Source organism: Streptomyces sp. NPDC050560 (assembly GCF_044457285.1).
Lineage (GTDB): Bacteria > Actinomycetota > Actinomycetes > Streptomycetales > Streptomycetaceae > Streptomyces.
This window is the reverse complement of the sequence record NZ_JBITGT010000015.1, coordinates 124,220-136,266: the sequence shown is the minus strand read 5'-3', so window position 1 is coordinate 136,266 and position 12,047 is coordinate 124,220. Positions and strand designations below refer to the sequence as shown.

Sequence of the window (12,047 nt, the reverse complement as noted above, 5' to 3'; positions counted from 1 at the left end):
AGTGCGGGGGCGCGGGCGCGCCGTTCAGCTCCCGGCGGCGCGGCGGGCCGCGTCCTCGACGCGGTCACGGTAGCCGTGCCACCAGTCCTCGCCGCCGGACGGCAGGTTGTCGTTGCCCTTGGTCATGCCCGCGGCGCCGTCGACGAGTTCCCTGACGATGTCGGCGTGCCCCGCGTGCCGGTGGGTCTCGGCCGTCACGTGCACCAGGATGCGGTGCAGCGTCACCCGGCGGGACTCGGGCCGCCACCAGGGCACCTCGCCCTCGGCGTCGAGCGGCAGCGCCACGACGGTGGCGTCGGCGTGCGCGGCGACGCGCCCGTAGAGGGCGGTGATGTCCGCGCGGGTCTCCTCGGGGGCGGCCCACATGTCGGCGTTGTCGTCGGCGCCGTCCTCCATCCAGGGCAGGGGCTCGGGGAAGGGCCGTCCGAAGACATGGCCGAAGTAGCCGGCCTCGACGCCCGCGCAGTGCTTCACGAGCCCCAGCAGATTGGTGCCCGTCGGGGTCAGGGGCCGTCTGATGTCGTACTCGCCCAGTCCTTCGAGCTTCCACAGCAGGGCGTCGCGGCCGGCGCGCAGATAGCGCAGCAGGTCGTCCTTGGGTCCTTGGTCCGTCATCCGGGGAGTATGTCAGCGCTCCCGCGGCCGCTTCCCGTGGTTTTCCGCCGGGGCGCCGGTGCGGTCGGCCGCCCGGCCGGGCAGCGCGGCGAGCCAGGTGGTTGAGGCGGCGTCCCGGTGGACGCGGCCGCGGGCGGCGGGACGAGGCGGCGGGTCCACGGCGCTGCGGCAGTGGCCACGGGTGTGCGGGTGCCTTCGGGGGCTCGCCGGGGCATGAGTACTCCTGGTGCTCATGGTTCGGCGTACGTGCCGGTCCGCCGGGGCCGCGGTGCGGTGCGTGTGCGGGCCGTACCGCGATCCTGCGCGGGCCGCCGCGGCCGTGCGAGCCGTGTTGCCGCTTCGGCAGACCGCGCCCGTGGCACCGGGCCGGTGGCACGCGGGGGCCGCCCGTTGTTCGTGAGCCGTCGGGTGGCCGTTCGCGGCCGGTCCATGTGCCGGTGGGGTGCGCGATGAACGTTGAAGTTCCCACTTCCGGATCTGGAGGGACGTACTCCGTGCCTGAACTCAACCGCCGGCGCTTCCTGGGGGTCGCAGGGGCGACCGCCGGTTTCTCCGCCCTCTCCCAGAGCATCGCCCGCGCCGCGTCCATCCCGGCACAGCGCCGGACGGGCTCCCTGCGCGACGTCGAGCACATCGTGGTCCTGATGCAGGAGAACCGCTCCTTCGACCACTACTTCGGTTCGCTGCGCGGCGTACGGGGCTTCGGCGACCCGCGCCCCGTCACCCTCCCCGGCGGCAGAACGGTCTGGCACCAGAGCGACGGCACCCGCGACATCCTGCCGTTCCGCCCCGACCGCGACGACCTCGGCGGGGAGTTCATCGCGGGGCTCGACCACGACTGGGAGGGCGGCCACCAGGCGTGGCACGACGGGCGCTGGGACCAGTGGATACCGGCCAAGGGGGCAGGCACCATGGCCCATGTCACCCGCGCCGACATCCCGTTCCACTACGCGCTGGCCGACGCGTTCACCGTCTGCGACGCGTACCACTGCTCGTTCCTCGGCGCCACCGACCCCAACCGCTACTACCTGTGGACGGGCCACGTCGGCAACGACGGCAAGGGCGGCGGCCCGGTCCTCGGCAACGACGAGGCGGGCTACGACTGGACCACGTACCCGGAGCGCCTTGAGCGTGCGGGCGTCTCCTGGAAGATCTACCAGGACACCGGCGACGGCCTCGACGCCGACGGCAACTGGGGCTGGCTCAGCGACGACCCGCAGCGCGGCAACTACGGCGACAACTCGCTCCTCTACTTCAACCGGTACCGCGACGCGAAGCCCGGCGACCCGCTGTACGACAAGGCGCGCACCGGCACCGACGCGAAGGCAGGCGACGGCTTCTTCGACGTGCTGCGCGCCGACGTCAAGGCCGGGAAGCTGCCGCAGATCTCCTGGATCGCCGCGCCCGAGGCGTTCTCCGAGCACCCCAACTGGCCCGCCAACCACGGCGCCTGGTACATCTCCCAGGTCCTCGACGCACTCACCTCAGAACCGGAGGTGTGGAGCCGTACCGCGCTGTTCGTGACGTACGACGAGAACGACGGCTACTTCGACCACGTGGTGCCGCCGTTCCCGCCCGGCACCCCGGACCTGGGCGCGTCGAACGTGGACGCCTCCCTCGACTGGTACCCGGGCGACGCCGACCACAGGACCGGCCCCTACGGGCTCGGCGCGCGGGTGCCGATGATCGTGGTCAGCCCGTGGAGCACCGGCGGCTACGTGTGCTCGGAGACCTTCGACCACACCTCGGTCATCCGCTTCATGGAGCGCCGCTTCGGGGTGCACGAGCCGCACATCTCGCCCTGGCGGCGGGCCATCTGCGGCGATCTGACCTCGACGTTCGACTTCGGCAAGGGCGGCGGGCACCCCGCGGCGCTGCCCCCGACCGACGGCTACCGGCCGCCCAACCCCGAGGAGTACCGCACCTACACGCCGGTGCCGCCCGCCACGCCCGCGATGCCCCGCCAGGAGCCGGGCACCCGCCCGGCCAGGCCGCTGCCGTACGTGCCGCACGTGGACGGGTCCGTGGACGCGGCCACCGGGAAGGTCACGCTGTCCTTCGGGGCGGGCCCGCGCGCGGGCGCCTGCTACCTGGTCACGTCGGACGACGCCGGGGTGGGGCCGCGCAGCTACACCACCGCCGCGGGCCGTACCGTCGAGGGCTCCTGGGGCACCGAAGCGACGGGCGGGCGCTACGCGCTCACCGTGCACGGCCCGGCAGGCTTCCTGCGCGCCTTCTCCGGCACCGTGTCGGCCGGGTCGCCCGAGGTGACGGCGCGCCATGACGCGGCGGGCGGCGGCAGCCTGCGGCTGACGCTCACCAACCACGGCCGCTCCCCCGTCACCGTGGTCCTCGACGACGCCTACGGGGCCGCGGGCACCCGCCTCGTGGTGCCCGCGCACGGCAGTCTCGGCCACCGGGTGCGCCCGGCGCGCGGCCACCGCTGGTACGACGTGACGCTGCGGGTCCCCGGGGACCCCCGCTATCTGCGGCGGCTCGCCGGCCATGTCGAGACCGGCGCCCCCGGCACCAGCGACCCGGGCCCCGCCCGGCACTGACCGGCGACCCCCGTTGTCCCCGCCCCGTCCGCGCCGCCTCCCCGCGCGGGCGGGGCGGGCGGGGTCAGTCCTCCGGCAGCTCGACCGGCGCGATGGCGTCGAAGACGTCCCCCGGCCCCGGGTTGGTCGGGTCGCAGGCGCCGCCGAGCTGGCGCATCACGCCCCACACCGCGTTCAGCGCCGTCTGCACGGCGCCCTCCGCCCAGCCCGCGGTCCAGGAGACGTCGTCACCGGCGAGGAAGATGCCGCGCTTGTCCGCGGGGAGCCGGTCCTGCATGAAGTGGGTGAAAAGGCGCCGCTGGTAGCGGTAGTGGCCGGGCAGGTTGGCCTTGAAGGCGCCCATGAAGTACGGCTCGTTCTCCCAGGAGACCGTGACCGGGCCGCCGATGAGGTGGCGGCGGATGTCGACGCCCGGGTAGATCTCGCCGAGCGAGGCGAGCATCACCTCAAGGCGCTCGTTCGCGGACAGCGGCAGCCACTTCAGGCTGTCGTCGGCCCAGGTGTAGGAGAGGCAGATGGCGGCGGGGCGGTCGGGGCCGTTCTCCAGCAGGTAGGTGCCCCTGGTCATCCGGTCGGTGAGGGTCATCGACAGCGTGTCGCGGCCCGTCACCGGGTCCTGGTCGCGCCAGAACGGCCGGTCCACCGGCACGAACAGCTTGCTCGACTCCATGTAGTGGGTCCGCTCGACGGCGGTCCAGTGGTCGATGGGCAGCAGCTCGTCCGCGCAGTTGATCTTGGAGAGCAGCATCCAGGACTGGGCCGTGAAGACCACCGCGCGGTACGAGCGTATGCCGCCGTCCGCGTCGGTCACCGTGATCCTGTTGCCCGCGGTGCGGTGCAGCGCGGTCACGGCCGGTCTCGGGGCGCCGCCGTGCAGCTCGGCGAGGGTGACGCCGCGGGGCCAGTGGACGGGCTTGTCGGGGGCGTGCTCCCACAGCCCGAGGGGCAGCCGGGAGCTGCCGCCGACGATGCCACGGTGGTCGTCGTCGGCCTCGGTGTAGACGACGCGGAGTATTTCGAGGACCGAGTTGGGGAAGTCGGTGTCCCAGCCGCCGGTGCCGAAACCGACCTGCCCGAACAGCTCGCGGTCCCGGAAGGACGCGAACGCCTCGCTCTCGCAGAGGAACCCGTAGAACGTCTGGTTGTCGAGGCGGGCCACGAGGCGCACCCAGAGGTCGCGCACGCGCGGCGCGTCGCGCTCGCGGATCGCCCTGTTCATGGCGGTGAAGTCGGCACCCTCCTCCAGGCAGCTCTGCCAGGCGCGGGCGACGCGCCGGTACACGGGCGGCAGGTCGTCCAGGGTGCGGGCGTAGTGCGGGACGCCCTTGAGGTCGACGACGGTGGAGGGGGTCGCCGGGGAGAGCGGGTTGGGGAACGGCTCCGTGGCCAGGCCCACCAGGTCGACGTAGTGCTGGAGGGCGGTGGCGGACGGCGGGAAGCGCATCGCGCCGAGTTCCGCGGTGAGTTCGGGGTCGCAGCCGTCGAAGCCGACGGTGCGCAGCCTGCCGCCGAGCCGGTCGGCCTCGTACACCACGGGCCGCAGGCCCATCTTCATCAGCTCGTAGGCGGTGACGAGCCCGGAGAGGCCGCCGCCCACGACGGCGACCTCGGTGCCGTGCTCGGTCGCCGGTACCTGGCCGAGCCCGGCGGGGTGGCGCAGGAAGTCGTCGTAGGCGAAGGGGAAGTCGGGGCCGAACATGGTGACCGGGGGCCGCTCCCCCGGGTGCGGTACGGCGGTGGGCACCGTGGCGGTCATGGCGCGGGGGCCTCCTGTCCGGGAAGGGCGTCCTGCCGGTCCGCGGGGTAGAGCCCGGGGCGGCGGTCGGCGAGGTAGGTGTTGGCGGTGCGGGAGGCGGCGAGGGCGTCGGTGTCGACGTCGCCGACGAGCAGTTCGGGCGCGGCGCCCGCGCGGGGGCCCGGGTGTCCCGCGGGCCCCGCCAGGGTGCTGAGGCCCACGAAGTCGAAGCCGCCCTCGTGCCCCGTGCGGTTGGCGTAGGCGATGTGGAGCTGGCTCTCGAAGGCGCGCGCGGGGACCAGGGTCTCGGCGATGAACCGGCCGGGCGCGGGCAGCGCGGTGGGCACGAGCAGCAGGTCGGTACCGGCGAGCGCGTGCGCCCGCACCATCTCGGGGAACTCGACGTCGTAGCAGATCAGCAGGCCGACGGTGAGGCCGTGCAGACGCGCCTGGACGAGCGCCGTGTCGCCCGGGGTGAACCAGGTGTGCTCGTAGGGGCCCCAGAGGTGGGTCTTGCGGTAGCGGGCGAGCGGGCGGCCGTCGGGCCCGGTGAGCCGCGCCGCGTTGTACAGCGCGCCGCCGTCCTCCTCGGGCAGCCCGCAGGCGAGGGCGATACGGTGCCTGGCGGCGATCCGGTCCACCTCGGCCTCGGCGTCCCTGGCCTCGCGGGCCAGCCGGGGCAGCGCCTCGCCGACGCCGTAGCCGGTGAGGAACAGTTCGGGGGCGACGAGGAGTCCGGCGCCCGCGGCGGCGGCCCTCGCGGCCTCGGCGTCGAGCAGTTCCAGGTTCGCGGGCACGGAGCCCGGCCGCCCCTGGCTCTGGAGCAGGGCGGCACGCAGCGTCGGCATGGGGCGACCTCGGTGGTGGTACGGGGGTGTCGCCCCCGGTGACGGCGGTCTCGCCTTTGACGGTACGGGCGCCGCGGCACCCGCGACAAGGCGCCTCGATTGCGCGGCGACGGGCGGTTCGTTGCGTGGTCGGGGCGGGGCGCGACGGTTTGTTGCGGGCACGCGGAAGGGTCCGCCGTCCCCGTCGCGCCCGCCGTACCCGCCCCCGTTCCCCGGCCGCTTCCCCCGGTGCTCTTCCCCGGGTCCCGGGCGGGGGTCAGCCGGGGGTGCCGTCGCGCCGCAGCAGCGGCGAGAGGACGAGGACGGACCTGGTGCGTTCGACGAACGGCTCGCCCGCTATGCGCTCCAGTACGCCCTCGAAGTGGCGCATGTCGGCGGCGAGCACCTGCACGAGCGCGTCGGCGTCGCCGGTGACGGTGGACGCGGACACGATCTCGGGGTAGCGCTCAAGGCCGCGGCGGATGGCGTCGGGCGAGGTCTTGCCGCGGCAGTAGATCTCGACGTAGCCCTCGGTGCCCCAGCCGAGCGCCGCCGGGTCGACCCGTACCGTGAATCCGGTGATGGCGCCGGTGGCGCGCAGCCGGTCGACGCGGCGCTTGACGGCGGGCGCCGAGAGCCCGACGAGCTGGCCGATATCGGCGAAGGAGCGGCGGGCGTCCTGGGCGAGGGCGTGCACGATGCGTTCGTCGAGGTCGTCAAGGTGCACGGGGATTCGCTCGCTTCTCCTCGGCTGCGTGGCGGGGCTACGGGCGCGGTGCCCGCGTGGCACCGGTGGCGAGCCGGGAGCGGCGCTGCCCGTAGAGGAAGTAGACCACGAGCCCCAAGGCCATCCAGCAGCCGAAGGCCGCCCAGGTCACCCCGGAGAGGCCCGCCATCAGCCACAGACAGCAGCCGAGTCCCGCGGCGGGCGGCAGCGGGGACAGCGGCACCCGGAAGCCGCGCGGCAGCGCGGGGCTCGTCCTGCGCAGCACCACGACCGCCACGTTCACCACCGCGAACGCGAACAGGGTGCCGATGCTGGTGGCGTCCGCGAGCGCGCCGAGCGGCACGACGGCCGCGAGCAGCCCGCAGAACGCGGCCACCAGCACCGTGCCCGCGCGCGGCACCCCGGTGCGTGGGTGCACCCGGGAGAACACCGGGGGGACGAGGCCGTCGCGCGCCATCGCGAACAGGATGCGGGTCTGGCCGTACGTCACGGTCAGCACCACGCTCGCGATCGCGACCAGGGCGCCCGCGGACAGCAGCGTCGACCAGACGGCCCGCCCCGTGGTGTCCCGCAGGATGGCGGCGAGCGCGGCGTCGGTCCCGGAGAACCGCCGCCAGGGCCGCGCCCCGATCGCGACCGCCGCCACCAGCACGTACAGCGCGGTCACCACGGCGAGCGAGAGCATGATGGCGCGCGGCAGGTCGCGCCGGGCGTCACGGGCCTCCTCGCCCGCGGTGGAGGCGGCGTCGAAGCCGATGTACGAGAAGAACAGGGTGGCGCCCGCGGCGCTCACCCCCGAGGCGCCCAGCGGTGCGAACGGCGTGTAGTTCCCGGCGCGCACACCGGTGGCGGCGACGGCGCAGAACAGCAGCAGCGCGGCCACCTTCACGGCGACCAGCACGGTGTTGACCCGGGCCGACTCCCGCGCGCCGCCCAGCAGCAGGGCGAGCGCGAGCAGCACCACGGCGAGGGCGGGCAGGTTCACCAGGCCGCCCTCGCCCGGCGGCGCGGAGAGCGCGGCGGGCAGGGCGGCGCCGAAGAGGCCGTCGAGCAGTTCCCCCAGGTACTGGCCCCAGCCGACGGCGACGGCGGCTACCGACACGCCGTACTCAAGGATCAGGCACCAGCCGCAGACCCAGGCCACCAGCTCCCCGAGGGTGGCGTAGGCGTACGAGTACGAGGAGCCGGCCATGGGCACCGCGCCCGCGAGTTCGGCGTAGGAGAGCGCGGAGAACAGCGCGGTGACGCCCGCGAGCAGGAACGACACGGTGACCGCGGGCCCGGCCTTCGGCACCGCCTCGCCGAGCACCACGAAGATGCCGGTGCCGAGGGTGGCGCCGATGCCGAGGGTGGTGAGCTGCCAGAGGCCGAGGGTGCGCCGCAGGTGCCCGCCGGCGCCGTGGCCACCCTCCGCGACCAGGCGCTCCACGGGTTTGCGGCGCAGCAGGGCGGCGCCCGGTGCGGGGGCGGCGTCGGGGTGGCGCACGGTGCCTCGGATCGTTCGGTGGGGGGTGCTGCCGGTCGGCTGGGGTGATCCGTGGCGGGAGGCGTCAGGTCCAACTGGCGTGCAGCGGCTGGCCCTCGGCGTATCCCGCGGCGCTCTGTATGCCCACGACGGCGCGCTCGGCGAACTCGCCGAGGGAGCCCGCGCCCGCGTAGGTGCAGGAGGAGCGCACGCCCGCGATGACCGAGTCCATCAGGTCCTCGACGCCCGGCCTCGCCGGGTCGAGGAACATCCGGGAGGTCGAGATGCCCTCCTCGAACAGGCCCTTGCGCGCGCGGTCGTACGCGGACTCCTCTGAGGTCCTGCTGCGCACGGCGCGCGCCGACGCCATGCCGAACGACTCCTTGTAGAGGCGGCCGTCCGCGCTCTGCTGGAGGTCGCCCGGCGACTCGTAGGTGCCGGCGAACCAGGAGCCGATCATCACGTTGGACGCGCCCGCGGCCAGCGCCATGGCGACGTCGCGCGGGTGGCGCACACCGCCGTCGGCCCAGACGTGGCCCCCCAGCCTGCGCGCCTCGGCGGCGCACTCCAGCACGGCGGAGAACTGCGGGCGGCCGACGCCGGTCATCATGCGGGTGGTGCACATGGCGCCGGGGCCCACGCCCACCTTGACGATGTCGGCGCCCGCCTCGATCAGGTCGCGCACGCCCTCGGCGGAGACGACGTTGCCCGCGGCAACCGGCACGGAGGGGCCGAGCGCGCGCACCGCGCGCACCGCGCCGAGCATGGACTCCTGGTGGCCGTGGGCGGTGTCCACGACGAGGGTGTCGATGCCCGCGTCGAGGAGCTGCTTGGCCTTGCCTGTGACGTCGCCGTTGATGCCGAGGGCGGCGGCGATCCTGAGGCGGCCGCTGTCGTCGGTGGCGGGGGTGTAGAGGGTGGCGCGCAGGGCGCCCTTGCGGGTGAGGATGCCCGCGAGTCGGCCCTCGGCGTCGACGGCGGGGGCGTAGCGGCGGTTGGCGGCGTCCAGCCTGTTGAACGCGGCGCGGGGGTCTATGGCGGCGTCGAGCAGCAGCAGGTCGCGCGACATCACCTCGGAGAGCTGGGTGAAGCGGTCGACGCCGGTGAGGTCGCTGTCGGTGACGACGCCGACGGGGCGGTGCTCCTCGTCGACGACGACGCCCGCGTTGTGGGCGCGCTTGGGCAGCAGCGCGAGCGCGTCGGCGACGGTCTGGGTGGGGGCGAGCACGATGGGGGTGTCGAGGACCAGGTGGCGCTTCTTCACCCAGGCGGTGACCTCGGCGACGACCTCGATGGGGATGTCCTGCGGGATGACGACGAGGCCGCCCCTGCGGGCCACGGTCTCCGCCATCCGGCGCCCCGCGACGGCCGTCATGTTCGCGACGACCAGCGGGATCGTGGTTCCGGTGCCGTCGGGCGAGGTGAGGTCGACGCCCTGCCGTGAGCCGACCGCGGAGCGGCTCGGCACCATGAAGACGTCGTCGTACGTGAGGTCGTACGCGGGCTGGGTGTCGTTGAGGAAACGCACGTGCTGCACATCCCGGAGGTTCAGAGGTGGCCCCAGGACAGGACAGCCCGGGGGAAGAGCACGTACTTCATTCTCCCACGTCCCGGCGCCGCTCAGCGGATTCGCCGAGGCGGGCGGGGGCGGCGTGGTGGGTTCCTCCGAGGCGGTCCTGGGCCGTCCCGGCCGCCCTTCAGCGGCCGGTGTCGACGGAGAGCAGTACCGCGAAGCCCTCGGCGCGGCCCCGCCAGTGCGCCTCGGCCGAGGCGAAGACGTCCTGGGCGGCGCGCCAGTCGGCGGGGGCGGCGTCGGCGAAGCCGCGCCAGCGGGCCACGAGCAGCAGCCGCCCGCGGGCGACGGGGAGCCAGGAGAGGTCCTTGAGGCTGTCGGCGAGCGCGTCCCAGTTGCGGCCCGTCCAGCCGGGCAGTGCGAGCGCGTCGGCGCAGCGGCCGAGGAAGGCGGCCTTGTCCCCGACGCCGTCGAGGTCGAGCACGGTGCTTGTCCAGCCGGTCGACCTGACCGCCTCCAGGACGGGGGCGAAGGCGCCGCCCTCGCCCGTCTCGCCGTTCTCCGTGGCCTGCATGGGGGCTCCCCTCGCGCGCTCGTGCTCCGGTCCGGCCGCGTCCCGCCCGGCTCCCGCGCCGCCCTCGGACGGGCGGGGCGCGCGGACGCGTCCCACGGTGCGGTGTTCCCCGGCGGGGCCGCGGCATGCGGGTCCCGGGCCGAAGGGCCCGCCGCGCGGTCCCCGGGGCTTGTCAGGCCGCGTCGGGGTCGGCGCGGTCGAGTGCCGGGTGCGGCAGCGGCTTGCCCGCCATCAGGAAGTCCGCCGCGACGGTGTCCGTGACCAGGCTTGTCACCAGGCCCGACCTGAGGACGGCGTCGATCGCGGGGGCCTTGCGGTGGCCGCCCGCGATGGCGATGACCTCGGGAATCCTGCGGAGCCTGTCCGCCTCCACGGTGATGCACCGCTCCCCCAGGTCCCGCCCGACCCGGCGGCCCTGCGCGTCGAAGAGGTGCGCGGACATCTCGGCGGCGGCCCCGAGCGTGGCGTAGTGCGCCCGGTCGTCGTCGCCGAGCATGTCGTGCACGGTGGAGATGCCCGGCTCCCAGGAGCCGATGGAGACACAGGCCACGGTCACCTTGTCGAAGTACTCGAAGGCGCGGGCGATCCCGGTCTGGTGGCGCAGCGCGTCGGCGGTGGCCGCGTCGGGCAGCAGCATCGGCGCGTAGATCGGGTGCGCCTCGCCGCCGGAGACCTGCGCGGCCCGCCGCACCGCCTCCACCGAGCCGCGGGCCGCGGTGCCCGCGTCGTACACGCCGGTGAGCTGGACGACGGTGCACGGCGGCAGCCGGTCGAGCGCGGCGGCCATGTGGATGGTGGACCTGCCCCAGGCGAGCCCGAGCACGTCGCCCTCGGCGACCAGCTCCCCCAGCAGGTCGGCGGCGACGGCGCCCAGGTTCTCCGGGTCGGGGGACTCGTCGGCCTCGGCAGGCGACTCCACGACGACGGCGTGCCGCAGGCCGTAGCGGGCGCGCAGGGCGTCGGAGCGCTCGGCGTCCAGCTCGGCGGGGACCCGGATCTCGATGCGTACGAGGTCACGTTCGAGGGCGGTCTCAAGGACCCGGGCGACCTTGAAGCGGCTCACCCCGAACTCCTCGGCGATCTGGATCTTCGATTTGCCCTCCAGATAGAACCGGCGGGCCATGGCGGCCGCCTGCACCAGCTCCGCGGGTCCCATCCGCAGAGTCGGTCGCCCCGCCGACATGCCAGACACGGCGTTCTCCTCACTGCTGTTCACATTCTGGATTCGCCGTTCATCCTCGCAGATGCGGCGCGGGCGTCGAGCCCCGAAGGGCGCCGTTCACGTACCTGTGGCCGAGTCGCCGCACAGCCGGTGCGCGGCGTGGCCGGTCAGTGACCGGCTGCCCAGGCCGCCGCGGACGTCGCCCCGGCCGCCTGCTCGCGCAGCGCGCGCACCGCGGCCGCCGGGTCCTTTGCGCCGTACACGGCGGAGCCCGCGACGAAGACGTCGGCGCCGGCCTCGGCGCACCGCTCGATCGTCTCGGCGGAGACCCCGCCGTCGACCTGGAGCCAGAGGTCGAGCCCGTGCTTGCCGATCAGCTCTCTGGTACGGCGGATCTTCGGCAGCATGATGTCGAGGAACGCCTGGCCGCCGAAGCCGGGCTCCACCGTCATGATCAGCAGCATGTCCAGCTCGGGCAGCAGGTCCTCGTACGGCTCCACGGGGGTGGCGGGCTTGAGCGCCATCGAGGCGCGCGCGCCCTTGGCCCTGATCTCCCTGGCGAGGCGCACGGGCGCGGCCGCGGCCTCCACGTGGAAGGTCACGGACGACGCCCCGGCCTCCACGTACCGGGGCGCCCAGCGGTCGACGTCCGCGATCATCAGATGGCAGTCGAGCGGGGTGCCGGTCGCCCGCGCCAGGGACTCCACGACGGGGACGCCCAGCGTCAGATTGGGCACGAAGTGGTTGTCCATCACGTCGACATGGAGCCAGTCGGCGCCCCGCACGGCCTCGGCCTCGTCGGCGAGGCGTGCGAAGTCGGCGGAGAGGATGCTGGGGCTGATCTGCGGGGCCATGGGTCCAGCCTGCCACG

10 protein-coding genes are annotated in these 12,047 nt (G+C 74.4%); 1 reads left to right on the top strand and 9 read right to left on the bottom strand.

What is annotated here, in order from left to right; all coding sequences use genetic code 11:
- Positions 1-24: 24 nt before the first annotated feature.
- Positions 25-615 carry a DinB family protein gene (locus ACIBIW_RS29985; RefSeq protein WP_399340489.1) on the bottom strand — a complete coding sequence of 197 codons (591 nt, stop codon included), beginning with the start codon at positions 613-615 and terminating at the stop codon, positions 25-27.
- A gap of 494 nt (positions 616-1,109) precedes the next feature.
- Between ACIBIW_RS29985 and ACIBIW_RS29980 the strand changes: the two genes are divergently transcribed.
- The gene (locus ACIBIW_RS29980; protein WP_399340487.1) at positions 1,110-3,173 is read left to right on the top strand and encodes a phosphocholine-specific phospholipase C; all 2,064 of its coding nucleotides are present in this window, start codon (positions 1,110-1,112) and stop codon (positions 3,171-3,173) included.
- Between the two features lie 64 nt (positions 3,174-3,237).
- Here ACIBIW_RS29980 and ACIBIW_RS29975 read toward each other — a convergent pair whose 3' ends face one another.
- The 8 genes from ACIBIW_RS29975 to rpe form a co-directional block, all read right to left on the bottom strand.
- Complete coding sequence (locus ACIBIW_RS29975; protein WP_399340486.1) at positions 3,238-4,929, bottom strand: flavin monoamine oxidase family protein; 1,692 nt, start codon at positions 4,927-4,929, stop codon at positions 3,238-3,240.
- On the bottom strand, positions 4,926-5,756 hold the full coding sequence (locus ACIBIW_RS29970) for a carbon-nitrogen hydrolase family protein (RefSeq protein WP_399340484.1): 831 nt from the start codon (positions 5,754-5,756) through the stop codon (positions 4,926-4,928). The genes ACIBIW_RS29975 and ACIBIW_RS29970 overlap by 4 nt, the downstream gene beginning before the upstream one ends.
- Positions 5,757-6,012: 256 nt before the next feature.
- Positions 6,013-6,462 (bottom strand): Lrp/AsnC family transcriptional regulator, encoded by a 450-nt coding sequence (locus tag ACIBIW_RS29965; RefSeq protein WP_399340482.1) that lies wholly within the window; start codon positions 6,460-6,462, stop codon positions 6,013-6,015.
- Positions 6,463-6,499: 37 nt separating this feature from the next.
- Complete coding sequence (locus tag ACIBIW_RS29960) at positions 6,500-7,948, bottom strand: amino acid permease (protein WP_399340481.1); 1,449 nt, start codon at positions 7,946-7,948, stop codon at positions 6,500-6,502.
- Between the two features lie 64 nt (positions 7,949-8,012).
- On the bottom strand, positions 8,013-9,464 hold the full coding sequence (locus ACIBIW_RS29955) for a GuaB1 family IMP dehydrogenase-related protein (protein ID WP_399340480.1): 1,452 nt from the start codon (positions 9,462-9,464) through the stop codon (positions 8,013-8,015).
- A gap of 160 nt (positions 9,465-9,624) precedes the next feature.
- Entirely contained in the window at positions 9,625-10,014 is a 390-nt protein-coding gene (locus ACIBIW_RS29950; RefSeq protein ID WP_399340479.1) for a barstar family protein, read from the bottom strand.
- A 172-nt stretch (positions 10,015-10,186) separates the two neighbouring features.
- On the bottom strand, positions 10,187-11,230 hold the full coding sequence (locus tag ACIBIW_RS29945; protein ID WP_399340478.1) for a sugar-binding transcriptional regulator: 1,044 nt from the start codon (positions 11,228-11,230) through the stop codon (positions 10,187-10,189).
- A 113-nt stretch (positions 11,231-11,343) separates the two neighbouring features.
- Positions 11,344-12,030, bottom strand: a complete 687-nt coding sequence (rpe, locus tag ACIBIW_RS29940; protein ID WP_399340477.1) for a ribulose-phosphate 3-epimerase — start codon at positions 12,028-12,030, stop codon at positions 11,344-11,346.
- Between the last annotated feature and the right edge of the window lie 17 nt (positions 12,031-12,047).

What these genes read in the sequence shown, in the direction of transcription:
- ACIBIW_RS29985 (WP_399340489.1), bottom strand. Translation starts at nt 615, where the DNA reads ATGACGGACCAAGGACCCAAGGACGACCTGCTGCGCTATCTGCGCGCC.
- ACIBIW_RS29975 (WP_399340486.1), bottom strand. Translation starts at nt 4,929, where the DNA reads ATGACCGCCACGGTGCCCACCGCCGTACCGCACCCGGGGGAGCGGCCC.
- ACIBIW_RS29970 (WP_399340484.1), bottom strand. Translation starts at nt 5,756, where the DNA reads ATGCCGACGCTGCGTGCCGCCCTGCTCCAGAGCCAGGGGCGGCCGGGC.
- ACIBIW_RS29950 (WP_399340479.1), bottom strand. Translation starts at nt 10,014, where the DNA reads ATGCAGGCCACGGAGAACGGCGAGACGGGCGAGGGCGGCGCCTTCGCC.
- rpe (WP_399340477.1), bottom strand. Translation starts at nt 12,030, where the DNA reads ATGGCCCCGCAGATCAGCCCCAGCATCCTCTCCGCCGACTTCGCACGC.